The 22,354-nt window shown below is 44.3% G+C and carries 27 protein-coding genes; 14 read left to right on the top strand and 13 right to left on the bottom strand.

Annotated elements, in window-relative coordinates; translation table 11 throughout:
- Together A3IE_RS0114035 and A3IE_RS0114030 are read right to left on the bottom strand one after the other, a co-directional pair.
- A partial coding sequence (locus A3IE_RS0114035) for an IS1/IS1595 family N-terminal zinc-binding domain-containing protein (protein WP_020396254.1) occupies positions 1-217 on the bottom strand: 217 nt, incomplete at its 3' end.
- Positions 218-762: 545 nt separating this feature from the next.
- Positions 763-1,431, bottom strand: coding sequence for a hypothetical protein (locus tag A3IE_RS0114030; RefSeq protein WP_020396253.1), 669 nt, complete (start codon positions 1,429-1,431; stop codon positions 763-765).
- A gap of 655 nt (positions 1,432-2,086) precedes the next feature.
- Between A3IE_RS0114030 and A3IE_RS0114020 the strand changes: the two genes are divergently transcribed.
- Together A3IE_RS0114020 and A3IE_RS0114015 are read left to right on the top strand one after the other, a co-directional pair.
- Positions 2,087-2,329 (top strand): hypothetical protein, encoded by a 243-nt coding sequence (locus tag A3IE_RS0114020; RefSeq protein ID WP_020396251.1) that lies wholly within the window; start codon positions 2,087-2,089, stop codon positions 2,327-2,329.
- Entirely contained in the window at positions 2,329-2,754 is a 426-nt protein-coding gene (locus tag A3IE_RS0114015; protein WP_020396250.1) for a type II toxin-antitoxin system VapC family toxin, read from the top strand. Before A3IE_RS0114020 ends, A3IE_RS0114015 begins: the two co-directional genes overlap by 1 nt.
- Before the next feature lie 70 nt (positions 2,755-2,824).
- On the opposite strand, the gene A3IE_RS22195 is transcribed toward A3IE_RS0114015, so the two are convergent.
- Positions 2,825-3,817: a tetratricopeptide repeat protein gene (locus tag A3IE_RS22195; protein WP_020396249.1), complete on the bottom strand. Its 993-nt coding sequence runs from the start codon at positions 3,815-3,817 to the stop codon at positions 2,825-2,827.
- Positions 3,818-3,826: 9 nt separating this feature from the next.
- Entirely contained in the window at positions 3,827-3,988 is a 162-nt protein-coding gene (locus tag A3IE_RS22890; RefSeq protein WP_157832878.1) for a hypothetical protein, read from the bottom strand.
- Positions 3,989-4,237: 249 nt separating this feature from the next.
- On the opposite strand from A3IE_RS22890, the gene A3IE_RS0113995 reads away from it, so the two are divergent.
- Both A3IE_RS0113995 and A3IE_RS0113990 read left to right on the top strand, forming a co-directional pair.
- The gene (locus A3IE_RS0113995; RefSeq protein ID WP_020396247.1) at positions 4,238-4,501 is read left to right on the top strand and encodes a ribbon-helix-helix domain-containing protein; all 264 of its coding nucleotides are present in this window, start codon (positions 4,238-4,240) and stop codon (positions 4,499-4,501) included.
- Positions 4,494-4,865: a type II toxin-antitoxin system VapC family toxin gene (locus A3IE_RS0113990; RefSeq protein WP_020396246.1), complete on the top strand. Its 372-nt coding sequence runs from the start codon at positions 4,494-4,496 to the stop codon at positions 4,863-4,865. Before A3IE_RS0113995 ends, A3IE_RS0113990 begins: the two co-directional genes overlap by 8 nt.
- 51 nt (positions 4,866-4,916) lie before the next feature.
- On the opposite strand, the gene A3IE_RS23435 is transcribed toward A3IE_RS0113990, so the two are convergent.
- A complete protein-coding gene (locus tag A3IE_RS23435; RefSeq protein WP_026154950.1) occupies positions 4,917-5,141 on the bottom strand; it encodes a DDE transposase family protein in 225 nt (74 codons plus the stop codon).
- Between the two features lie 82 nt (positions 5,142-5,223).
- Positions 5,224-5,481 carry an ISAs1 family transposase gene (locus A3IE_RS23430; RefSeq protein ID WP_051062532.1) on the bottom strand — a complete coding sequence of 86 codons (258 nt, stop codon included), beginning with the start codon at positions 5,479-5,481 and terminating at the stop codon, positions 5,224-5,226.
- A gap of 143 nt (positions 5,482-5,624) precedes the next feature.
- On the opposite strand from A3IE_RS23430, the gene A3IE_RS0113975 reads away from it, so the two are divergent.
- The 7 genes from A3IE_RS0113975 to A3IE_RS0113945 all read left to right on the top strand — a co-directional run bounded on the left by A3IE_RS0113975 (position 5,625) and on the right by A3IE_RS0113945 (position 11,675).
- The gene (locus tag A3IE_RS0113975; protein ID WP_020396244.1) at positions 5,625-6,197 is read left to right on the top strand and encodes an NnrU family protein; all 573 of its coding nucleotides are present in this window, start codon (positions 5,625-5,627) and stop codon (positions 6,195-6,197) included.
- Between the two features lie 69 nt (positions 6,198-6,266).
- Positions 6,267-6,644, top strand: a complete 378-nt coding sequence (locus A3IE_RS0113970; protein WP_020396243.1) for a VOC family protein — start codon at positions 6,267-6,269, stop codon at positions 6,642-6,644.
- A 10-nt stretch (positions 6,645-6,654) separates the two neighbouring features.
- Positions 6,655-7,338 (top strand): helix-turn-helix transcriptional regulator, encoded by a 684-nt coding sequence (locus tag A3IE_RS0113965; RefSeq protein WP_020396242.1) that lies wholly within the window; start codon positions 6,655-6,657, stop codon positions 7,336-7,338.
- 68 nt (positions 7,339-7,406) lie between these two features.
- Positions 7,407-8,540, top strand: coding sequence for a TauD/TfdA family dioxygenase (locus A3IE_RS0113960; RefSeq protein ID WP_020396241.1), 1,134 nt, complete (start codon positions 7,407-7,409; stop codon positions 8,538-8,540).
- A complete protein-coding gene (locus A3IE_RS0113955; RefSeq protein WP_020396240.1) occupies positions 8,537-9,274 on the top strand; it encodes a class II aldolase and adducin N-terminal domain-containing protein in 738 nt (245 codons plus the stop codon). The genes A3IE_RS0113960 and A3IE_RS0113955 overlap by 4 nt, the downstream gene beginning before the upstream one ends.
- Before the next feature lie 37 nt (positions 9,275-9,311).
- Positions 9,312-10,733: an aldehyde dehydrogenase family protein gene (locus A3IE_RS0113950; RefSeq protein ID WP_020396239.1), complete on the top strand. Its 1,422-nt coding sequence runs from the start codon at positions 9,312-9,314 to the stop codon at positions 10,731-10,733.
- Between the two features lie 42 nt (positions 10,734-10,775).
- Complete coding sequence (locus A3IE_RS0113945) at positions 10,776-11,675, top strand: NAD(P)-dependent oxidoreductase (protein WP_026154949.1); 900 nt, start codon at positions 10,776-10,778, stop codon at positions 11,673-11,675.
- A gap of 64 nt (positions 11,676-11,739) precedes the next feature.
- On the opposite strand, the gene A3IE_RS0113940 is transcribed toward A3IE_RS0113945, so the two are convergent.
- Genes A3IE_RS0113940 through A3IE_RS0113930 form a run of 3 tightly spaced genes read right to left on the bottom strand, consistent with a single transcriptional unit; the run spans position 11,740 to position 14,559 of the window.
- A complete protein-coding gene (locus A3IE_RS0113940; protein WP_020396237.1) occupies positions 11,740-12,636 on the bottom strand; it encodes a DMT family transporter in 897 nt (298 codons plus the stop codon).
- 21 nt (positions 12,637-12,657) lie between these two features.
- Positions 12,658-13,371 (bottom strand): 2OG-Fe dioxygenase family protein, encoded by a 714-nt coding sequence (locus A3IE_RS0113935; protein WP_020396236.1) that lies wholly within the window; start codon positions 13,369-13,371, stop codon positions 12,658-12,660.
- 15 nt (positions 13,372-13,386) lie between these two features.
- Positions 13,387-14,559 carry an argininosuccinate synthase-related protein gene (locus tag A3IE_RS0113930; protein WP_020396235.1) on the bottom strand — a complete coding sequence of 391 codons (1,173 nt, stop codon included), beginning with the start codon at positions 14,557-14,559 and terminating at the stop codon, positions 13,387-13,389.
- 85 nt (positions 14,560-14,644) lie between these two features.
- Between A3IE_RS0113930 and A3IE_RS0113925 the strand changes: the two genes are divergently transcribed.
- Positions 14,645-15,568, top strand: coding sequence for a LysR family transcriptional regulator (locus A3IE_RS0113925; protein WP_020396234.1), 924 nt, complete (start codon positions 14,645-14,647; stop codon positions 15,566-15,568).
- 57 nt (positions 15,569-15,625) lie between these two features.
- On the opposite strand, the gene A3IE_RS0113920 is transcribed toward A3IE_RS0113925, so the two are convergent.
- From A3IE_RS0113920 to A3IE_RS0113905, 4 genes are read right to left on the bottom strand one after another with little or no spacing between them, the layout of a single operon-like run.
- Complete coding sequence (locus tag A3IE_RS0113920; RefSeq protein ID WP_020396233.1) at positions 15,626-16,333, bottom strand: GMP synthase; 708 nt, start codon at positions 16,331-16,333, stop codon at positions 15,626-15,628.
- A gap of 12 nt (positions 16,334-16,345) precedes the next feature.
- Entirely contained in the window at positions 16,346-17,296 is a 951-nt protein-coding gene (gene speB / locus A3IE_RS0113915) for an agmatinase (RefSeq protein WP_020396232.1), read from the bottom strand.
- 1 nt (position 17,297) lies between these two features.
- The gene (locus A3IE_RS0113910; protein ID WP_020396231.1) at positions 17,298-18,575 is read right to left on the bottom strand and encodes an NAD(P)/FAD-dependent oxidoreductase; all 1,278 of its coding nucleotides are present in this window, start codon (positions 18,573-18,575) and stop codon (positions 17,298-17,300) included.
- Positions 18,575-19,909, bottom strand: a complete 1,335-nt coding sequence (locus A3IE_RS0113905) for a glutamine synthetase family protein (RefSeq protein WP_020396230.1) — start codon at positions 19,907-19,909, stop codon at positions 18,575-18,577. The genes A3IE_RS0113910 and A3IE_RS0113905 overlap by 1 nt, the downstream gene beginning before the upstream one ends.
- Positions 19,910-20,051: 142 nt before the next feature.
- On the opposite strand from A3IE_RS0113905, the gene A3IE_RS0113900 reads away from it, so the two are divergent.
- Positions 20,052-20,837 carry a GntR family transcriptional regulator gene (locus tag A3IE_RS0113900; RefSeq protein ID WP_211206833.1) on the top strand — a complete coding sequence of 262 codons (786 nt, stop codon included), beginning with the start codon at positions 20,052-20,054 and terminating at the stop codon, positions 20,835-20,837.
- A gap of 19 nt (positions 20,838-20,856) precedes the next feature.
- Positions 20,857-22,350, top strand: coding sequence for an aldehyde dehydrogenase (locus A3IE_RS0113895; RefSeq protein ID WP_020396228.1), 1,494 nt, complete (start codon positions 20,857-20,859; stop codon positions 22,348-22,350).
- Positions 22,351-22,354 lie beyond the last annotated feature (4 nt).

Genomic DNA, 22,354 nt, shown 5'->3' with positions numbered 1-22,354 from the left:
CTAGGACACGACTCGTATCTCTAACCCCTGAACCATTGATCGCCATCTCAACAATTTTTTCGGGAATACCGTCGCGGTTGCCCACATTATGATAGTAAAGTTGAAAACTACGTTGGCAATCACGGCAGCGGTAACGCGGTTCACCACTACGCGCATAGCCGTGTTTGTAAATCGATGCACTTTGACAGTAGCGGCAGTCGACTGGTACGGTGGCCATACACACCTCTTCCTCAGATCAAATGCCTTTAACGATAAAGCTCCATCAAAGCGTTTTCAACTCCCTTAAATCACGACCCCTTTTTGTTATACGGGTAAGAAAGTTATTCTTTTTAGTGAGACTAGGCTGATGCTCCGAAGTTTCAGCTGCTATGAAAAATAATAGAGCAGGATATTGAAAATAGTTGGGCTAAATACTTAATGTTTTTAATTTCTACCTGCATAATAGTCAACGCCTACATCCTGCTGAGCGATGATGCGAAAATCATAGTTTTTCTTAGTTTGGCTCCGGAGCTTTTCTAAAAAAACACCAAATTTATTAGCGTCTGGATGATAAGCCAATTTCAGTTTGTTCCATAGTACTAACAGCAAGGTATTTCAAATCAACAGTACCAGTATTGATTAGCTAACGTGCATTATATTTGCCAGTCAGACAGCGATTTTAATAAAAGGCTGTTTATTCACGTGCATACTCCTAGTATTTTTATGGGCTAGCCCTTAATAGCAAAGCAAGCCGCTAGGCAGCTTGCTCATTTGGGGCAAGGCTTAAGGCGCTAATACAGTCCAAAAGTCAGCAGGGTAACCTTGGCTGTCGACTTGGGTAACTTGTGCGCCAATAACGGGTTTGCCATCTTTACAAGACCAAGTATAAACCGTGGTGCGGCCTGTGGCAGCGGCAGGAATATTCTCTGCATTTGCATCTGTTTTACAGAATTCAATCATGCCATCGTTAGGTTCTTTGCTAATGTCAGCCTTAGCCTCGCAAGGTATGTTAGCGCCGACCACACAGGCATACACTTGGCTGTCCATACAGCGCCATTGAACAAAGCCGGGTTCTTTTAATTGTGGCAAATCGGCGCTGATCATGTTGGCTTTTACCATAGCTTGAATCAATTTTTCGGGTAAAGCACCGCTAGTGGGTTTGTCTATTGTCCCTGCGGTTTGGCAATAGGCAAATGGGTCTGTCGAGTCTTTCGAAACAGTGGTTTCATGGGGCTGTTGTGCAACCGTGGCTGGCGTGGTGGTATCCGTTGTTTTCGAGCTTGGTACAAAGGTTTCGACTGGTTTACTAGGCTCAGCAGGCGTGGCCGGATCGGTAGTTTGCGATGTGGCTTGTGCAGTTGCGGTTTTCACCTCTTCTTTGTCTTTCTGGCAAGCCGTTAAGAGTGCGGCAAGACAAAAAACACTAGCAGCGATTTTTAGTTTTTTTAACATGGGACTCATCCTTTTTGTGAATATAAATATAAGGTGTCTATCAAGATAAAATGACTGAACAAGTATTTGGACATACAAAGCCCTTAGAGTGTTGCTGGCCGTCTGTGGATTTTTGTTGGATTTATTGTGCAGGGGAAACCACTTGACAGACGCTAAAGCTAAGTTCGCTTGCACCATGATCCTGCAGCCTGCTTATTATAGGAGCTATTCCCGCACAACCCTAGGGCTATCGCTTGAAAGTCTCAAGCCTGTTTTCGCAAGACCTTCTCCAAGAAATATCAATAGACCAAGCTGCCTTTTTGCGCCTGACTTTTAGACTTTGTTGCCAGATACTGGTCGTAGTAGGTTGGTGATGATATGCCACACGATGGCCATGTTATGAGCACCATGCCCCACACGGACACGTGCAGTCTGCCTTGGATAAGACATCTAGCACCCAGTGCAGCTCCCCAATGAGAGCGAACCGCATACAGCGCAGCCTTCGCGGTTATGGCAAGAATAGCGATAATCGGTGGTTGATTTTCCCCGCTGTTCTGGAGGAGCTGAAAAAGCTGTCTTTGGGCAGCTTTTTTTATTGCTGAATAAAAATTTAATTTGCGTGGGTTCATAGATTTTCTATACTCAATGCATATTGATGCTTAATAGGAGCATATTGATGCGTACCACTATTCAACTTGATGATCAACTCCATGATTTAGCTAGGCGATATGCCTTAACCCAAAATATGACCTTTACTGCCTTGCTAGAACAGGCTTTGCGTGAAAAGTTACTCACTCGAAGGGTTAAAAGTAGTCAACGATTGCCTATTAAACTTAAAACGGTCAAGGGTAATGGTCTTCGTCAAGGCATTGATCTTGATAATAATGCTGCTTTATTGGATTTGATGGATGATTATTAATGCTTTTGTGTGATGTTAATATTTTTGTGTATGCCCATCGGGAAGATATCCCTAATCATGCTGACTATTTAGCATGGTTAGAGGCACTTATTAATTCTGATCAAAATTTTGCAGTATCCGAGTTAGTACTCAGTGGTTTTGTAAGGATTGTGACTCATCCCAAAATATTTAATCCACCTAGCACAATAGAAGAGGCAATGGAGTTTATTACGGGTATTCGTAGCTTACCTAATTGTGTAGTGGTGGCTCCTAATGAGCGTCATTGGGAAATTTTTCAAAATTTGTGTATTAGTACCAATGCTAAAGGTAACCATATTCCAGATGCTTATCACGCCGCCTTAGCTATTGAATCAGGGTGTGAATGGATTACTACCGATAGGGGCTTTAGTCGCTATGCGGGGCTGCGGTGGCGCACACCGTTTTAGGTGTAAATGTTGTGTCTTAGTCTCTTTACACCTCCCTTGATAAGGGGAGGCTGGGAGGGGTTTCCTGTCATCACTTTAATCTTTCCAACAAAATCTCATAGTTTGCCCTAACTTTTTTAGTATTAGGATGCTCAGCGCCCAAGCTTTTTTCCACAATGGCTAAAGCCCGCTCAAACAACGGCAACGCCTTCGCATACTCGCCCATTGCCCGATAAAGCCCCGCCAGATTGTTCAGGCTCGTCCCCACATCAGGATGCTCCTTACCCAACGCCTGTTCACTAATCGCTAAGGAGCGCTCATACAACGGCAACGCCTTTGCATACTCGCCCATTGACTCATAAAGCCCCGCTAGATTGTTCAGGCTCGTCCCCACAGAAGGATGCTCCTTACCCAACGTCTGTTCACTAATCGCTAAGGAGCGCTCATACAACGGCTGTGCCTGTGGGTATTTGCCACCATCATTAAAACCACGACCTGCCCATCCTAAACACTCAGCGGCCTGCACCTCATGTTCCCGCCCTAAAACTAATAGCGTTTGTGCAGCCCGCTCATAATACTTACCCGACTCAAGGTAACGAAATCTAGTACGTGCCAATGCACCATTAGCCGCATCAGCTTCTGCGGCAAATAAAATATTTTGCTTAGCGGCTTGCATATTTAACGCTCGAATTTCGTCAAACAGTTGCTTAGCTTGATCAAACTCCCCTGCCTCAATCGCAGCCGTTGCCTGAGCTTTTAACTCCACCCCTTGCATTGAATTAGTCGACAGCTTCTTAACTTGCTCTTTTAAGTACTGATAATCCTGAGCGTATTGGCGCAGCTTCGCATCCCAATCCTCAGGGGGAATCTGAGCCTCCTCCACAATACGGAAAAAACTATTAATCGCCCCTTCCGCAATCCCCAGCTTTTTCATCTCAGCCAGCAGCTCAGCGGGAAAATGCTGTACGACCTGCACCCCTGTATTCACAGTAGCACCTGCACCCACTACTAACTCGTGTGCGGCTACACCGTGCGGATTATTTAAAGTAGTAGGACGCTTTCTAAACCAATCAAACAAGCCCATGAGGAGGACCTAAGATTTAGATGAGTCAGGCTTTTCAGAGACAGGAGTATTAATTTGCACACCTGTATTCACATGAGCATTTTCACCAATCGACAGCTTACCAGCCGAATAAATACCGCCCTGATTATTCACCTTACTTTCAGCCTGTTTACCACCCAACCACTTAAGCAATCCCCAAATCGCCAACTAAATCGTCAATAAAGCTGCAATCACACTCAAAGGATTCATTTGGGTCAACAACCAATTCCAAATGCTCATTAAACTTTCCATCAGGGGCTAACTCCTAAAGCTGAGGTTAGATTTAGTTTACCCGATAAGTGGTATAAAGTACTGTAAACGACAGGGTTAAATATCAAGCTTGCAAAGTACTCATGCACTGCTACACTACACCTAATATGTATGTAGTCAGAGGCCACCACTATGCAACGAATTCAAGTATTTCTACACGAAGAGCAATACGCAGCTCTTAAACAACTATCCAACTTTTCTGGTGTTGCTCAAAGCGACCTCATTCGTCAGGGTGTGGATTTATTATTAAAATCAAAGAAACAAAAGCAACAAGATTGGAAACAAGCGGTTAGCCAATTAGCGGGTATTTGGCAAGATCACTCAGATATAGCAGAAACACATCAAACTATTAGACAAGCACTCAATAAGCGCATGGAACACCTAACCCATGAATAAGCTATTAGATACTTGCATTCTAATCGACTACTCACGGAATAAACCAGAAGCATTAGCTTTTGTCGATGCTCTGCCTATTGCACCTGCTTTATCCACACTAACCGTAACGAAAATTTTGGCGGGCATTCGTAATAAGCGCGAACAAAAACTATTTGAAAACTTTTTTGCTTATTGTGAAATTTTGCCTGTTACCGAAAAAATTGCTGTACAAGGAGGGCAACTACTCAATCAATATATGCGTAGTCATGGTACTGATTTAGTTGATAGTATCTTAGCCGCTACTGTCATCGAACATAAACTAGAACTGGTTACTTGCAATTTAAAGCATTTCCCCATGTTTCCACATTTAAAAGCCTCCTACTAAATACCTGTTTAAAAGAATCAGTTCTGATTTCTCAAGACTCGCTCTAAAAAATCAATAGACCACACCGCCTGTTTGCGCCTGCTTTTTAAGTTGGTCTTGCCAGAGACTTGTCGTAGTGGGTTGGTGATGATATGGCGCGACGGCCATATTGTGAGCGCCAAGCCCCACATGGACATGGCCGTAGTCTTTCTTGAATAAGACAACCAGCACCCAGTGCAGCTTATTTTCAATACCCCAATGAGAACGAACCGCATACAGCGCAGCCTTCGCGGTCATGGCAAAGCTCGTGATATAATAGCGATAATCGGCGGTCGGCTCCCCCGCTGTTCTATGGTGCGCGTCACTTCTAAGATAGCGGCTAACCCTGCCCACTAGGCACGCATGTATCGTGACTGGGAATGCCGTGCTGATAAGGGTAAAAGCGTCTCAAAAACCCTAGCTGTATATGACCCCATTCCACCCTTTCCACAAAATCATCCGCACCACTGGCCGTGGCCGACAGCACCAATAATAGAATCTCTTCCAGTGGGTAAAGTACTTTCCAAGATTGACGCGGGTCTTCTGGTGTTGACAGACAATCTAGAAACTGAGCTAAGGGGGATGATACAGAAGACATTTGAGCACTCCTAAAAAGGCTCTTTATCTACTAGTTTAGTCACTTTTTTCAAGTGATTGCCCTACTCACAGCCCTAGCAAAACACTCAGTTTACGTGTAAGTGTGTTATGGTGGTCATTTTAGTGGATAGTCAGGAGCACAGGATGTTTTGGTTAATTCTTGGCATTTTTATGTGGAGCGTTGTGCATTTATTTCCCTCGGTCATGCCTGCAAAACGTAATCAATTAACCGCTCAATATGGCAATACCTATCAGGCGATTTATGCGATTAAGGTTCTAGTGGCATTAGCCTTGATGGTTATAGGTTGGCGTATGGCTGTACCGACACAACTCTATAATCCGCCCGTTTGGGGGCGTCATCTCACCATGTTATTAGTATTAATCGCGGTGATTTTGTTTGGTGCAGCCCATACCAATAGCCGGATTAAACAATTTGTACGTCATCCCATGCTGACAGGCGTCGCCGTTTGGGCGCTTGGACATCTATTGGCTAATGGTGATAGCCGCTCCGTCGTATTATTTGCTGGCCTGTTGATTTGGAGTGTGTTGAATCAAATTACTATCAATCGCCGCGATGGTGCTTGGGCGAAACCAGCGATAGCGCCTATCAGTAAAGAGTTGATTTTATTAGCAGTAAGCCTAGTGGTGTATGTAGTTTTAATGTTCTTGCATCCTTATTTTACGGGGATGCCGGTTATTACACATATGCCCACATGACTACTGACATAAAGCTGTCAGGAGTACTCCTTTAAACTAAGCCTTCCGTAAAACATAAAGGAGTTAATCATGAGTAATCCAGTTGGCTGGTTTGAGATTTATGTAAAGGATATGCAGCGCGCTAAAGCATTTTATGAGCAAGTTTTTCAAGTCACGTTGACAGCGCTAGCAGGTGATATGCAAGAGTCTCTAGAGATGTATACTTTTGCAATGGATGATCATGGCTATGGTGCAACGGGTGCTTTAGTGAAAATGGACGGTGTACTTACAGGCTTTGCGGGTACCTTAGTGTATTTCTCCTGCGAAGATTGTGCGGTAGAAGCTAAACGAGCGGCACAGGCTGGTGGAACGATTTTCAAGGATAAATTCTCCATTGGTGAACATGGTCATATTGCGATGGTGTATGACACTGAAGGGAATATGATTGGCTTACATTCCATTCAATAAAGAGTAGTTTATGCGCCGTGCTGATCGCTTATTTCAATTAGTGCAAATTTTAAGAAATAAGCGCTTAGTAACGGCGCGAGAATTAGCGGAGCGCTTGGAAGTTTCCGAGCGCACCATCTATCGCGATATGCAAGACTTAAGTCTTTCGGGCGTGCCATTGGAAGGCGAAGCTGGAGTGGGTTATCGCCTGCGTTATTCTCTCGATATTCCGCCTTTGATGTTTAGTTCTGCGGAAATAGAAGCCTTGGTGGTAGGGGCACGAATGCTCAGGGCTTGGGGTGGGACAGAGTTAGGCCAAAGTGCTCAGTCTGTTTTAGATAAAGTCTATGCGGTTATTCCTGAAGAATTACGTCATCAATTACTCACCAGCCATCTATTTGTGCCACGTTCTGGGGAGCGCACAGATTTATCACAAACCCTTGATATTGTGCGTGGTGCGATTAGTCAACATCGCTATATTGAATTGTATTACGAACGCAGAGATGGCGAACTCAGTCAGCGTAAAGTTAAACCCTTAGGCTTATTTTTCTGGGGGCAGGTTTGGACTTTAGCCAGTTGGTGTGAGCTGCGTAATGGCTTTCGCAGTTTTCGCCTTGACCGCATTTTAAAAATCCAAGTTGAAACGGATGTCTTCACTGAAGTAGCTGGACAAACGTTAGAAGATTATTTTGCAACACGACCGCAGTGTGATTAGAACTCAAGGATTGTTTTAAGTTATGCTCCACTATAGCAGCGTTCTCAAGAAAAATTGGAGCACTACAGATGTTAGCATTGGAGGAGCGGGGCTTACGTCTAAGCCTAGCAAATGGCGATTTAGCTTATTTTAATTACTATTGGTTACGTGATAACTGTACTAGTGCTTGGGATGAATCTACCCAAGAACGTATCTACGATATTCTTGAAGAGCCAGATGATTTAAAACCCAAAACGGCACAAATCGACGCTTCAACACTCACCATTGAATGGCCGGATGGACATCAAAGTCGCTATGACTTGGCATGGTTAGCCCGTTGGCATTATCCGAACGGTCAAGTTTGTATGGGACATGGTGATCTGGCACAACGCAAACGCCAGCCATGGTATGCCGATCATTATTCGCAAATAAAGCGTTTTAGCTTTCCTGAACTGATTGAGCAACCTGCCCAAGTCGCAGATTGGACAGAGGCTTTATTAGACGAAGGGATTGCTCTATTAACCGAAATGCCCAATAGCAATGAAGGCTTGCAACAAGCCTGTGAATTGATTGGAGTAGTGCGTTCCTCCTTTTCTGGTTATACCTTTGATGTACGTACTGAAGCCAATCCAGTGAACTTGGCTTATACCAATAAAGCCTTGGAATTACATACCGATTTACCCCCTGAAGAATTAGCGCCTGGTATTCAGTTTTTGCATTGTCGTGTGAATGATGCCATCGGGGGGGAAAGTTTATTTGTCGATGCGTGCAGTGTAGCGCAGGCGTTTAAAGCGCAATATCCTGACTATTTTAATTTACTTACCACCCTGAAAGTGCCGTTTCGCTATACCACTAACTTTCAGGATGTGCGCGCACGCCAAGTTATTATTGAGCTTGATCCTTATAATGGCGAGGTGAGTGGTATTCATTTTAGCCAACATCTGGCGGATGTATTCGATTTTCCCCCTGAGGTGATGGATGCATTTTATCCGGCCTTTCGTAAGTTCGGGCAGATGTTACAAGACCCAAAGTATCTCATGCGTTTCCGTTTGAATGCAGGGGAGTGCATTGTGTTTGATAACCATCGAGTAGTGCATGGGCGCAGTGCGTTTGTCGCAGGCAGTGGGGCACGGCATTTGCGTGGTTGCTATGTAGACCGGAATGAAATGCGTAGTACTTATCGAGTTTTGCGGGCGAAGTATCCGAAAGGGGAAGCAGAATGAATCAGCCCTTGTACTGGCAAGAACGCGTTGATTTAGCCGCCGCTTTCCAATGGACAGCTCGCTTGAATCTGCATGAAGCGGTGGCCAATCATTTCTCATTAGCCGTTAATCCTGAAGGTACTCAATTTCTAATAAATCCCAATCAGCGCCATTTTTCTCTCATCAAGGCTAGCGATTTACTGCTGCTCGATGCGAATGACCCCAGCACAATGGATCGATCGGATGCGCCAGACCCTACCGCATGGGGTTTGCATGGTTCAATTCACAGACTTTGCCCACAAGCACGTTGTGTGATGCATGTACATTCGATGTTTTCAACCGTACTCGCTTGTTTAGCGGATAGCCATTTGCCACCGATTGATCAGAATACGGCAACTTTTTATGAGCGTTATGTGATTGATGAACAGTTTGGTGGTTTAGCCTTTACCGAAGAGGGTGAGCGTTGTGCTGCTTTGCTGAGTGATCCGCAAAAGAAAGTAATGATTATGGGTAATCATGGGCTTTTGGTATTGGGTGATAGCGTCGCTGACACGTTCAATCGCTTATATTACTTTGAACGTGCGGCTGAAACCTATATTCGTGCTTTGCAAACGGGCAAACCCTTACGGGTCTTATCGCATGAAATAGCGTCCCGTACTGCGCGTGACTTGGATAATTATCCCCAGCAGGCCGAGCGGCATTTAGCGGATATTAAAACCATCTTGACCCGTGAAGGTTCTGATTTCGCGAGTTAAATAGAATAAATAATTTTTGCCTGAGTGGAGAGGCTCTATGCAAACCTTATTGTCGTATGTCAATGCTGAGTGGATTCAGCCACAGGGACGTTTATTAGCGGTCAATAATCCAGCCAATCATCAACCCATTGCACAAGTACAATTAGGCACGGCGGCGGATGTTGATGCTGCGGTAGCCGCTGCGGTGAGTGCTTTTAAAACCTATGCACAAAGCAGTGTGGCGGAGCGTATCCATTATCTTGAGCAACTGCGTACTGCCTATGCAACACGGCTAAATGACATCGCTGAGGCCATTCGCCTAGAAATGGGTGCGCCTAGACAATTTGCTTTGGATGCCCAAGCGGCTTCGGGTTTAGCACATTTTGACTCACACTTAAATGCTTTGCGTGAATTTCAGTTTTCCTACCCACAAGGCCAGTCACAAATTGTGCATGAGCCTATCGGGGTGGTGGGTTTGATTACACCGTGGAATTGGCCCATGAATCAGTTAGTGGTCAAGGTCTTAGCCTCATTGGCCGCCGGTTGTACTTTGATTCTCAAGCCCAGTGAATTAGCCCCTTTGAGTGCCACGATCTTTGCGGAATTAGTGGATGAAGTTGGTCTACCGCAAGGGGTATTTAATTTATTGCATGGTGATGGCGAAGGCGTTGGGCAAGCCTTAACACACCATCCGCAGATTGAAATGATTTCTTTCACAGGTTCGACGCGGGCAGGTAAAGCGATTACTAAAGCAGCAGCAGACACGATTAAGCGCGTTACTTTAGAGTTGGGTGGTAAGTCACCGAATCTGATTTTAGATGATGCCGATTTAGAAGCAGCAGTAAGACAGGGTGTATTGCTCTGCATGAGTAATAGTGGTCAATCCTGTGATGCACCCACGCGCATGTACGTTCCGCGTGAGTTGTATCAAACCGCTTTAGCGATTGCTAAAACCACGGCGGAAAGTTTAATAGTCGGTGATCCAGTAGATCCTGTGACTAATCTAGGCCCTGTGATTAGCCAAACCCAATATGAAAAGATTCAAGCATTGATCCAAGCAGGTCTGGATGAAGGGGCTCATTTAGTCTGTGGTGGTTTGGGTAAACCTGAGCATTTAAGCACTGAGCTTGCGCAGGGGCATTATGTTAAAGCGACAATTTTTGCAGGCACACAGACGATGCGAATTGCGCGAGAGGAAATCTTTGGCCCTGTGTTGGTGATCTTGCCTTATGAAAATGAAGCGCAATTGATCGAATTTGCCAATGATAGTCCTTATGGTTTATCGGCCTATATTGCCAGTAGTAATCGTGAGCGTGCCTTGAACGTGGCGCGGCAATTGCGTGTAGGGCAGGTACAGTTAAATTACCCTGAGTGGGATTTATATGCCCCCTTTGGCGGCTATAAGCAGTCGGGGAATGGGCGCGAATATGCCCAATGGGGCATACAGGATTTCCTCGAAACCAAAGCCATTATTGGATAAGCAAGTTTAAGCAACATGGATAACCCCAACAGTGAGAGCAAAATGAAATATGGTTATATTGGTTTAGGCAATTTGGGTGGGCATTTGGCGGCCAGTTTGGCGCAAGCAGGCTTTGATTTAACCGTGCATGATAAAAGTCCTGCTTTAGCTGAGCGGCATTTAGCCTTGGGTGCAAAGTGGGCAGACAGCCCCAAGCAGCTTGCCGAGCAAGTTGATGTGGTATTGACCTGCTTACCCTCGCCTGCGGTAAGTGATTTAGTACTAGAGGAGCTAATCGCTGCGGGAAAGCAGGGTTTGCATTGGTTAGAAATGTCGACTTTAGGCCGCGATGAGATTCAGGCTCTAGCCAAACAAGCCAATGCAGCAGGGATTCAAGTATTAGAGTCACCCGTGACAGGGGGCGTACATCTCGCAGCACAAGGCAAAATTACAGTGATTGTAGGGGGTGAACAAGCCTTATTCGATCAGCACAAACCCGCTTTTGAGGCGATGGGCGATAAGATTTTCTATATAGGGGCGTTGGGTAGTGCTGCCATTATCAAAGTGATTACCAACATGTTGGCCTTTATTCATTTAGTGGCTGATGGTGAGGCACTGATGCTTGCTAAGCGCGGTGGCTTAGATTTAGCCCAAGCATGGGCAGTGATTAAAGCCAGCAGTGGCAATAGTTTCGTGCATGAAACCGAAGGCCAGTTAATCTTAAATGGTAGCTACGACATTGCCTTCACCATGGATTTGGCCCTGAAGGATTTAGGTTTCGCTTTGAACTTCGGGCGCGAATTTGAAGTACCACTGGACTTAGCCAGTATGACCCAACAAACCTTTGTCAAGGGTAAAGCTGCTTATGGCGGGCAAGCGCAATCCACGCAAATTGTTAAGTTGTTGGAAGATGTATTGCAGACTGATTTACGAGCTGAAGGGTTTCCGAGTCGTTTGGAGTAGCGACTTGGCAGTGACTCGCTACATTGAGTGACGTACTGTGTTCTCATCATTGACTAGCATAAGCTCAGTTGGCGAGTGCAGCCTTAGTGCTTGAAGGCCAAGTGAGCCAAACACAAGTGGCGACAATAATAATACCCCCCAACCAAGCGAGCAGCGTGAGTTGTTCCTGCAGCCACAGCGTGGCAAATAATGCACCGAATAGGGGTTCTGTGCCCATTAATAAAGAGGTATGGGTTGGAGAGGTATGTTGAACTGCCCAATTTTGTGCGAAAAACGCAAAAATGGTACAAAACAATACCAGATAAAGCGTGTTTCCCCAAAATGTTATAGCAGAGGGCAATACTAATAATTGTGACGGCATAAGCAATAAACCGAGCGTTAAACAGGCTAATCCTACTATTCCAGATTGTATGGCAGTGAGGCTTAAAGCAGAGGTATAACGATCTTTGGTAAGAATTTTGGTCATGCACACCATTAGTGCTCTTAAAATAGCGGCTAATAGAATTAAGAAATCGCCATAATTAAAGTGCCATGATTTCTGATAAGTTAAGAAATAAACACCTAGTAGGCATAAGAAAGAAGCAATCAATAACTTATTGTTGGGGCGTTGTTTTAATAAGGTCCATTCCATAAAAGGGGTAAAAATAATAAATAAACTAATTAAAAAGGCAGCATTCGAGGCCGTAGTATAAAGAACTCCATAGGTTTCGCAGAGGAAGATACAGAACAGAATAAAACCTAGCTTTATGCCAATTTTTAAATCTTTTTTTAAATCTGCCTTATTCCTTTTAAAGAAGATAGGACTTAAGATGAAAAAAGTTAATAAAAAGCGTAAGGCTAAGAAACCCAGTATAGGATAAAAGGATATACTTTCTTTGGCTATGCTATAGCTAGTGCCCCAGAAAAAGGCTACTAATAATAGCAAAATATCCGCTACGTGTACAAATCTTATTTTTTGCATGTCGAATTATCTATTTTATATCTATTGTAGGTGACTAAATGCTATAACCAATACATCTCGCCAAGCAGCTTGTTGAGGGTGTAAGGTTTTGATGGGGGACACTTCATGCATTGTTTTTGTATCATTGGCTAGCAACATATCAAATGAATCTAATAATTGTCTTTTGTAAATAGGAAATTTTTGATTGTCTGTAATTGTTGTTTCGCCACCAATTATATTAAAGCGATCTATCAACAGTGTAGTTATATAATTGACGCCATCTCGGTGAAGTCCTTCTGGAGTAGGATAGCCTTCAAAGTCTGATGAGCAGGTAATTCGATAAGGGTGTAATTTGATATTCCAATATTTAATATGATCTATTCTTCCTAATAAATTAGCTAGCTCTATTAGAAGATTGTTGATGAATGAGTTTTTAATGAAGGCATCTTCCAAAGGAAGATAGTATCTCAATATCCCACCATTTAATGGATTAATGTAAGTAGGTTGTTCATAGGCAGCATGTGGAAGTAGTTCTAGTTCATTATTCTCTAAGTCGATATTAAATTGGCTATACCTTCTGAAACGGTAAGTGCCATTATCGGCCATATAATTATCTTTTTCTAGGTTAAACCAGAAAGACTTTAGATGAGCAATTTCTTGTTCATCTAACTTAAATAAATCAATTAGTCTAGTGCCACTTATATAAATAAAGTCATTCTTTTTTAAATCTTGTTCAAGAAAACCGAGGTCAATCATATGTATTAATACCTATTATAGTTCAAGGTGGCGCAAGCTACGTTGATGAGCAGTCGATAACTCCCAATGATCACGCTCTTTTAAATAAAGTGGCTTACTAGCAATAATAGACGTCACTTGAGAAGTGCCGTTAGCTAGATGATAAGAAACGCTGCCATTAATATATTTGGCAATATTAGAAATAAAAGCTTCGCTAGCAATTTTAAGTGGGCCATACCATCTTCCCTCGACGGCTTCACGTATCCAAAGTTGTTCTATATGTATTTTTTCCCTTAAAAGTTCAGCATCTAAACTGGCCATTTCTAGGTGTTGATACGCATCCATTAATAAAGATGCGGCAGGTGCTTCTCTAATCTCTAATACTTTTTCACCTTGGTCTAAATGCTCTAACCCACAAAACTGCCCAATACCAACTGCACCAGCGATATGATTTAATTGGTTAATCAAGCTTAAAACATCAAGTGTTTTGTTATTAAGAGCAATAGGTATGCCGTTTTTGTAAGAAATAGTAATTACTTGCTCAGTAGTCAAAGGTGGTTTTCTAATCCATTTATATACATCAAGCGGTATATTAAATGCTTCGGGATTTTCTAATAAGCCTGACTCAAACTCACGACACCACAAATTTGAGTCGCCACTGATACCTCTACTTTTAAAACTTCCTAAACCAATAGCATCCAAATCTTTTATCTTTTTTTCTCTAGTGATAGCAGAATATTCATAGGGTGATCCGTAGTAGCCATTAAATCCTAGTTGCTCGATAGCGCCATTTAAGCGACGCAAACTGTTTTGGGATTGATTGGCTGAATGAATAATCACATCACTATTTAATAATGCTGCTTGCTCGACAGCGTAGCTAGCAATAATTGGTCTTGATAAAGAGGCGCTAATAGGGTAGAGACCCATATATTTGGCCTTAGCCTGTAACGCGGGTAAAACAGCATTAGAAAGAAAACGTTCTTTGGCATCGATGACAATGAGTTCAACATTAAAATAATGAGTAATTTCGCTTAGGGTTTCTTTATTTATATCATCGCCTACATCTACAGCTAAGGCATAGACTTTAGCTTCGCTATTGCGTAATAAATAAAGGATATAACTGCTGTCAAGACCACCACTAAATAAGGTTAATATATTTTTTTTGGTGCTAGCGATTTTTTCTAGATCTTCTAAACATCTAACTTTCATAATTAGGACACTCGAATTTTAAAAAGCATTATTTTCAATTATACTGGTCAAGTAAAGTTCCTTATAGGCAAAACTGAATTGTAAAATGCGCACAAAACAAGTTGTTGATTTTCTTAAAGATATGGCGGTTTTTTCTATTGTTGTGGAGAGTGAGAGCTTTACGAAGGCTGCTGGCAAGTTGGATATGACCCCTTCTGCTACTAGTCGGTATGTGAGCCGATTAGAAAAAAAATTAGGGCAACATCTGATTGTAAGAGATACTAGAAATTTTAAAACTACCGAGGCAGGCCAGTTAATTTATTTACAATCGATGGAGATTATTAAGTCTGCGCAAGTATGTTTGAATATTAGTGAGCAATTATTAGAAAAGCCGGCAGGAAAAATTACCTTGTCGGCTCCTAAAGCTTTTGCAAAGTGGGTATTGTCCCCCGTTATTATTTTGTTTTTGAAGAAGTATCCTGATATTAAAATTCAGTTGCTCATCAGCGATGAGCTTATGGATATTCATGACGGTCTTGATTTAATTATTCAAATCTCAGAGAAGCCAAATTTCAAGTTAATATCTGTTCCATTAATGTCTGTTGATCATATTGTTTGTGCAAGCCAAGATTATATTAATACTTTCGGCCAACCCGAACATCCCAGTGAGCTTATTCACCACAAATGCTTGTCTTTAGGTAATAAGCCTACTGAAATTAATTGGGTTTTTATGCATAAAACTAATAAAGAGACAGCGCACATTAAAGTGGACACACGCTATGAGATTAATCATAGCGAAGCGCGTTTAGCAGGTATTTTGAGTGGTCTTGGTATAGGTTATGTTCCTTTTTTTGTAGCTCAAGAAGAACTTAATAATAAAAATATTATAAGTTTATTTGAAGAATGGAGAATTATTGCTCCTTTTCAAGGCATCGCGTGGTTAATGTATGATCGTAATCCATACATGCCCATTAAACTCAGATTATTTATTGATTTTCTCAGAAAATCTATTAGTAGTACTTGGGGTTAGTTTAGCGTTAAAAAAGCTAGATTAGCGCTACTTGCGAAAAATAGCGCTTAATTCGTTTTAGCTTTTCTTTAAAAAGCCCACCATCCAATCCGCTACTTTGTCGCCTTCTGCTTTCACTGTACCGCTATCGATTTCTTGTAAGGTTTTATCGGCTTGGGCTTCCGGAATGACTGTGCCCTTGCGCAATGCCAATAATTCGCGTTCGAAATGGTCGGTGAATTCAGGATGGCCTTGGAAGCTTAAAATACTGTCGCCATACAGCAAGGCGGCGTATTCGCAGAATTCAGAGCTGGCGACAATCTTGGCATCGGGTGGACGCTTAATCACTTGATCTTGGTGCATGGCGTAAATGCGGAATTTATCGGTGCTGCCCATCTGCGGCAGGCCTTGATGGATTGCATATTCGTGCACACCGATGCCCCAACCCTTAGGCGATTTTTGTACTTCCCCTCCTAAGGCTTGGGCAATAATTTGATGGCCGAAGCAAACCCCAATCATAGGAACTTTGGCATCACGCACGTGGCGAATAAACGCTTGCAGTTTGAGCATCCACGGCAGTTGTTCGTAAACACCATGGCGTGAGCCAGTGATTAGCCAAGCATCGCAGGTGTTAGGCGCTTCAGGAAATTCATCATTCAATACACTAAAGACACGAAAATCGAGATTGTTGCCACCTAATAAGTGCTCAAACATTGCCGCATAAGACTGATAATCCGCCGCTAATTCCGCAGGTGGGCGACCGGTTTCAAGAATCCCAACTAACATCTTACTTTCCTTTTATAACAAGCCAACAGGTTTGCGCTTTGCGCCATTCTTTTCCGCTAGCAAACACAAATAATCGTGCACCAAAGTTGCGCCTAAGATGGCTGTGATCTCAGACACATCATAAACTTGTGCCACTTCAACCAAGTCCATGCCAACTGAGTTTAAAGGCCCTAAGCCACGCATCAGTTCCAAGGCTTGGGCCGAGCTTAAACCACCGACGACAGGGGTTCCTGTGCCGGGCGCAAATGCCGGATCAACGCAATCAATGTCAAAAGTGACGTAAACAGGACGATTGCCAATTCGCTGGTAAATCTGCTGCAAAGTTTGTTCCACACCATGGCGATGTACCCACGGCGCGGTGAGAATCATGAAGCCGTGATCGCTATCGTTGTAGGTGCGAATGCCAACTTGTATCGAGTGATCAACATCAATCAAGCCTTCACGTTTCGCGCGCAAAAACATCGTGCCGTGGTTGAGGCCATTACCATCATCTTCCCAAGTGTCGCAATGGGCATCGAAATGCAGCAGGCATACGGGGCCATGCTTCTTGGCAATTGCACGCAAAATCGGATAGGTAACAAAGTGATCGCCGCCTAGAGTGACAGGGTGTACGCCTTTGTCCAGCATCGCCGTAATATGATTTTCAATGCTTTCAATCAGCGTTTCGGGGTGATGTGGATCCAGCATACAGTCGCCATAATCCACGAGCCGCAGATGATCAAACAGATTAAAACCAAACGGAAAACTATGTAACTCGGCTAGCTGCGTAGAGGCGGCACGAATCGCACGCGGTCCCATGCGTGCACCGGAACGATTAGTGACTGCGCCATCATAAGGGATGCCACTGACTGCTACCTGCACATTGCTCAAATCACGCGTATAAATCGCGCGTAAATAGCTCAAGATGCCGCCATAAGTCATATGCTCTGGCGAGTTAGGATACAGGTAGTTGGTAGCTGGCATATTAAATTCCCAATTTGTCTCGTGCGATATACCACCATGATCCCATCACAGTGAGTGGTACACGAAACAAGCGGCCACCGGGGAAAGGATAATAGGGCAGGTTACTAAAGTGGTTAAAACGTGAGGCGTTGCCATGCACGGCTTCAGCAATCAGCTTACCTGCCAAATGCGTACAAGTCACGCCATGGCCACTATAGCCGTGCGCAAAATACACCTTGTTACTTAATTGACCAAATTGGGGGATACGCGTTAGGGTCAATGCAAAATTACCACTCCACGCAAAATCAAATGTTACGCCCCGCAAACTAGGAAAGGTCTTTTCCAAATGTGGACGGACTTTAGCAATAATATCAGCGGGTTGTGCGCCACCATACACCGAACCGCCGCCATATAATAAGCGGTGATCAGCCGTCATACGATAATAATCCAGCATGTAATTAGCATCTTCCAAGCACGTATGCTGAGGCATTAATTCGCGACACTTAGCCTCACCTAGTACCTCGGTCGTAATCACTTGGGTACTCACCGGCATAATTTTTGCCGTTAATTCTGGGACGGCATTACCGAGATAAGCATTGCCTGCGACCACCAGATACTGCGCACGTACTTCGCCTTGGGCTGTTTTTACTAAGGGTTCAGCGCCAGTGTAATCGATACTGACAACCGGAGAGTCTTCATAAATGACCCCAGCTAGTGATTCAAGCGCTGTCGCTTCACCTTGGCAAAGCTTTAGTGGATGAATGTGCCCACCGCGCTTATCCAATAAACCACCAACATACACATCCGTATTCACATGCTGCTTTAACGCGGTCAAATCGAGCAGTTCTAAGCTAAGGTGGCCATGTTGTTCCCAATTGGCTTTTAGCGCTTCAAGCTCATGCATTTGTTTTTTATTAAAAGCAGCGAATACATTGCCAGGGCGATAATCACACTCAATCGCATATTTATGGATGCGTTGACGGATAATATCGCCTCCTTCCAGAGACATTGCGCCTAAGTGTTCAGCGGCTTCAACACCGTAGCGTTTAGCGATAACCGACAAGTCGCGGCTATAACCATTAACGATTTGTCCGCCATTGCGGCCTGAAGCGCCCCAACCAACTTTATGGGCTTCTACCACAACGACTTTGTAGCCCAACTCGGCTAAATGGAGTGCTGCTGAAAGGCCAGTGAAGCCTGCACCAATCACGCAAATGTCAGTACGTATTGAGCCTTGCAATGCAGGACGTTCGGTAACAGCAGCCGTTGCGGCGTAATAGGAGGAAACGTGCTCAACCATTAAACCGACCCTAAATAAGTCGCATATTCAAGGCGAGTAATATGCTTTGAAAATTTACGTACCTCTTGCTCTTTGACCGCATTAAAAATACGCACAAATTCCTCACCCATGATCTCCTTAATAATCGCGCTATTTTTCAAGCGTGCCATGGCTTCAATCCATTGAGTGGTGAGTTGACGTTCTGGGTTGGAGTTTTTATACGCATTGCCTTGGGTGACTTCATAAGGCTCTAGCTTATTCTCAATCCCATAGAGCGCTGCACCGAGAATCGCGGCAAATACCAAATAAGGATTGGCATCGGCACCGGCTACCCGATGTTCAATACGACGTGCCTCATCAGGGCTCTCTGGAATACGGATGGCTACTGTGCGGTTTTCATAGCCCCAGTTAGCGGTGGTGGGTGCATGTGAACCCGGTTGTAGGCGGCGATAGGAGTTCATGTGCGGTGCAAAAATTAACATACTATCAGGCAGCGCTTTTAATAATCCTGCCACCGCATGACGCAATAAAGGCCCACCTTCTGGTGTTCCATTGGCAAAAATATTATTGCCTTCTTCATCCAATACGCTGAAGTGCATATGGAAACCACTACCACTACGGTCGCTATAGGTTTTCGCCATAAAACTAGCTAAATGGCCATGGTTGCGGGCAACACGTTTTACCATGCGCTTAAACATCATGGTCTGATCGGCGGCTAAGAGGGCATCTGGAATATGATTGAGATTCACCTCAAATTGCCCATCACCAAATTCAGCAATAATTGCATCAGCCGGAATTTGTAGCGCCGCACAAGCATGGCGTAGCTCCGCTAGTAGTGGTCGGAATGCGTCTAAATTGGCGATGGAATAAGCATCGGGGCGATTAAAACTTTGTTCCATTAACCAAGGTGAGGTCACAGGGGATGCGGTATTTTCAGATTCATCTTTTAACAGATAAAACTCTAATTCAGCGGCAGTGACAGGGGTATAACCATGGGCTTTATAGCGTTCTACCACGTGGCTTAGAATTTGGCGTGGATCGCCATAAAAAGGAGTACCATCGGGGTTGAACATGGTGGCAATCGCCTGAAAATGCCCACCACTGGCCCAAGGTACGGGCAATAAGTTTTCAGAAACGAGTTTGCAAACGCCATCGCTGTCGCCGGTTTCAAACACCAAGCCATTCGCGATGACATCGTCACCCCAAAAGTCAACGCCCATAACAGAACGGGGGAGTTTAAAGCCTTCTCGGTGTAAAACAGGGGCTGCGGATGATGCAACTCGTTTGCCGCGTTGATTACCATTCAGGTCTGTGATGAAGACATCGAGTTCAGATATGGTATCAAAGTGATTCATGATTTGTGGCCTCTCCGCAATTTGTTTTTATCCTAAAAGGATATTGTGATCACAAAAAAAAGGCGGGTCAAGCTGATTAAGCTAAATATAGCGGCATTTATGTGGAAGTTTAGGCTAGAAAACTTTTAATTTGTGATCAATAATGATGAGTAGTCTGGGTTCAACCTTATTCAAGGAATGTATGCGCCAACAATTACAGAATCCTCTTACCAACCTTCCTCGGCCGGTGCGTAGCGCCGAATTAAGTGTCAATCAGTGGGTGTATCAGACCTTGCGACAAGCCCTATTGAGTGGACAGATTCGCCCTGGTTTTGCCTTAACAATTCGCGGTCTGGCGGATGTCTTAGGTGTGAGTTCTATGCCAGTACGCGAAGCTTTGCAGCGTTTAGGCTGTGAAGGCGCGATTGAAGTCAAAGACAATCGTCGCGTCATTGTGCCACAGATGACCCCTGCTAGGCTGAATGAGTTATTTAGTTTGCGGATTGTGTTGGAAACGCACGCGGCGGAAGGGGCTTTAGCTTATATCCGTGAAGAGGATGTGCGTGAACTAGAGCGTTTGGATGCTGAAATTGATCGTGCTTATAAACAGGGTGATATGGAGCTGGGCGCTTTGTCCAATCAGGCCTTTCACCGTTATTTATACCAATGCCATCCTTTTCAAGTCAGTGTTCCTTTGATTGAGCGTGTTTGGTTACAACTCGCTCCATTTGTGCGAATTGCCATGGAAAAATTACAGCGCAATTATCGCATTGATCGTCACCAAGAGGCTTTGAAAGCGATTCGTCACTGTAATGCGTATGCCTTACGCCGTGCGATTGAATCCGATATTCGTGATGGAATGGCCTCGATTCAAGCCGTGGATGGTTTAGAACAATATTTTAGCGAAGCTACGCAAGTGGCGGTCAAGCCGCGCTTAGTTCGCGGTTAATTCCTAGGAGAAAGATACCATGTCAAAACCAGAAGTCATTAACTGGCATGAGCGTGCTGCCGCATTAAAACCCGAAGGGCAAGCGTTTATTAATGGCCAATACGTGAGTGCCTTGTCGGGCGAAACCTTCGAGTGTGTGAGTCCCATTGATGGGCGTATTTTGACGCAAGTCGCCGCTTGCGATCAGGAAGATATTGAGCAAGCGGTTAAGGCAGCTCGTAAGGCTTTTGAGGACGGGCGTTGGGCTTTGCGTGCGCCTGCGGAACGTAAAAAGATTTTGCTGCAATTTGCCGACTTAATCGAGCAGCATAGTGAAGAACTAGCTTTGCTAGAAACCTTAGACATGGGTAAGCCCATTCGTGATAGTCGTAGTGTTGATGTGCCTGCTACGGTACGTTGTTTCCGCTGGTACGCGGAGGCAGTCGATAAATTGTACGATGAAGTTGCTCCAACGTCGCCTTCGATGTTAGCGACGATCACGCGCGAAGCGCTGGGTGTCTGTGGCATTATCGTGCCGTGGAATTTTCCCATGATTATGGCGGCATGGAAACTCGCTCCCGCTTTAGCCGCCGGTAATTCAGTGATCTTAAAACCGGCTGAGCAATCGTCCTTGACAGCACTTCGCTTAGCGGCGTTAGCCCTTCAGGCGGGTATACCGGAAGGCGTATTAAATGTGGTGACTGGGTTTGGCCCAACAGCCGGTAAGTCCTTGGCGTTAAATATGGACGTGGATGGCGTGTTTTTCACAGGTTCGACGCAAGTAGGCAAATACATCATGCAATATGCCGCCGAATCGAATATGAAGCGTATCGGTTTGGAGTGTGGTGGCAAGTCTGCGCATATTATTTTACGCGACTGCGAACACTTGGATGAAGCAGCGGAAGCGGCTGCCTTTGGTATTTTCTTCAATCAAGGTGAAATGTGTTCTGCGGGTTCGCGTTTAATTTTAGATGAGCCAGTGCGGGATAAGGTCTTAGCAAAAATTCAACAAATGGCGCAAAACATGCAGCCGAATAATCCATTGGAGTCAGAAACTCGCTTAGGGGCAATGGTTGATGCAACGCACACACAGCGTGTGATGGAATATATTGCGTCTGGTAAGCAAGAAGCACAGTTATTACTTGGCGGGAAACAGGTACGCCAAGAAAGTGGCGGTTGCTATATTGAACCAACGATTTTTGACCACGTGAGCAATAAAGCACGTATTGCACAGGAAGAGATTTTTGGGCCGGTTTTATCTGTGATTACCGTGAAGGGTTTAGAGGAAGCGCTGCAAATAGCGAATGATTCTATCTATGGTTTAGCCGCCGGTGTGTGGAGTGATAATGTGAATACGCTGATGAAGGCGACCCGTGCGTTGAAGGCTGGGGTAGTGTATGCGAATTGCTATGATGCGGATGACATTACTACGCCCTTCGGTGGCTTTAAACAATCGGGTATTGGGCGCGACAAATCTTTACATGCCTTTGATAAATATACCGAATTAAAATCGACGTGGTTGCGAATCCGCTAGGCTT

The organism is Thiolinea disciformis DSM 14473 (genome assembly GCF_000371925.1).
GTDB classification, from domain to species: domain Bacteria; phylum Pseudomonadota; class Gammaproteobacteria; order Thiotrichales; family Thiotrichaceae; genus Thiolinea; species Thiolinea disciformis.
Note: the sequence above shows the minus strand (reverse complement) of the source record. Positions and strands in the feature narration are given on the sequence as shown.

Coding starts and splice junctions, on each gene's coding strand:
- speB (WP_020396232.1), bottom strand. CDS start 17,296: ATGCCAGCTACCAACTACCTGTATCCTAACTCGCCAGAGCATATGACT.
- A3IE_RS0113945 (WP_026154949.1), top strand. CDS start 10,776: ATGAAATATGGTTATATTGGTTTAGGCAATTTGGGTGGGCATTTGGCG.
- A3IE_RS23435 (WP_026154950.1), bottom strand. CDS start 5,141: ATGACCGCGAAGGCTGCGCTGTATGCGGTTCGTTCTCATTGGGGTATT.
- A3IE_RS0113990 (WP_020396246.1), top strand. CDS start 4,494: ATGAATAAGCTATTAGATACTTGCATTCTAATCGACTACTCACGGAAT.
- A3IE_RS23430 (WP_051062532.1), bottom strand. CDS start 5,481: ATGTCTTCTGTATCATCCCCCTTAGCTCAGTTTCTAGATTGTCTGTCA.
- A3IE_RS0113900 (WP_211206833.1), top strand. CDS start 20,052: ATGATGAGTAGTCTGGGTTCAACCTTATTCAAGGAATGTATGCGCCAA.
- A3IE_RS0114015 (WP_020396250.1), top strand. CDS start 2,329: ATGCTTTTGTGTGATGTTAATATTTTTGTGTATGCCCATCGGGAAGAT.
- A3IE_RS0113895 (WP_020396228.1), top strand. CDS start 20,857: ATGTCAAAACCAGAAGTCATTAACTGGCATGAGCGTGCTGCCGCATTA.
- A3IE_RS0113970 (WP_020396243.1), top strand. CDS start 6,267: ATGAGTAATCCAGTTGGCTGGTTTGAGATTTATGTAAAGGATATGCAG.
- A3IE_RS0113975 (WP_020396244.1), top strand. CDS start 5,625: ATGTTTTGGTTAATTCTTGGCATTTTTATGTGGAGCGTTGTGCATTTA.
- A3IE_RS0113920 (WP_020396233.1), bottom strand. CDS start 16,333: ATGTTAGTTGGGATTCTTGAAACCGGTCGCCCACCTGCGGAATTAGCG.
- A3IE_RS0114030 (WP_020396253.1), bottom strand. CDS start 1,431: ATGTTAAAAAAACTAAAAATCGCTGCTAGTGTTTTTTGTCTTGCCGCA.
- A3IE_RS0113950 (WP_020396239.1), top strand. CDS start 9,312: ATGCAAACCTTATTGTCGTATGTCAATGCTGAGTGGATTCAGCCACAG.
- A3IE_RS0113940 (WP_020396237.1), bottom strand. CDS start 12,636: ATGCAAAAAATAAGATTTGTACACGTAGCGGATATTTTGCTATTATTA.
- A3IE_RS0113955 (WP_020396240.1), top strand. CDS start 8,537: ATGAATCAGCCCTTGTACTGGCAAGAACGCGTTGATTTAGCCGCCGCT.
- A3IE_RS0113965 (WP_020396242.1), top strand. CDS start 6,655: ATGCGCCGTGCTGATCGCTTATTTCAATTAGTGCAAATTTTAAGAAAT.
- A3IE_RS0113925 (WP_020396234.1), top strand. CDS start 14,645: ATGCGCACAAAACAAGTTGTTGATTTTCTTAAAGATATGGCGGTTTTT.
- A3IE_RS0113995 (WP_020396247.1), top strand. CDS start 4,238: ATGCAACGAATTCAAGTATTTCTACACGAAGAGCAATACGCAGCTCTT.
- A3IE_RS0113960 (WP_020396241.1), top strand. CDS start 7,407: ATGTTAGCATTGGAGGAGCGGGGCTTACGTCTAAGCCTAGCAAATGGC.
- A3IE_RS0113910 (WP_020396231.1), bottom strand. CDS start 18,575: ATGGTTGAGCACGTTTCCTCCTATTACGCCGCAACGGCTGCTGTTACC.
- A3IE_RS0114020 (WP_020396251.1), top strand. CDS start 2,087: ATGCGTACCACTATTCAACTTGATGATCAACTCCATGATTTAGCTAGG.
- A3IE_RS22195 (WP_020396249.1), bottom strand. CDS start 3,817: ATGGGCTTGTTTGATTGGTTTAGAAAGCGTCCTACTACTTTAAATAAT.
- A3IE_RS0113905 (WP_020396230.1), bottom strand. CDS start 19,909: ATGAATCACTTTGATACCATATCTGAACTCGATGTCTTCATCACAGAC.
- A3IE_RS0113930 (WP_020396235.1), bottom strand. CDS start 14,559: ATGAAAGTTAGATGTTTAGAAGATCTAGAAAAAATCGCTAGCACCAAA.
- A3IE_RS0113935 (WP_020396236.1), bottom strand. CDS start 13,371: ATGATTGACCTCGGTTTTCTTGAACAAGATTTAAAAAAGAATGACTTT.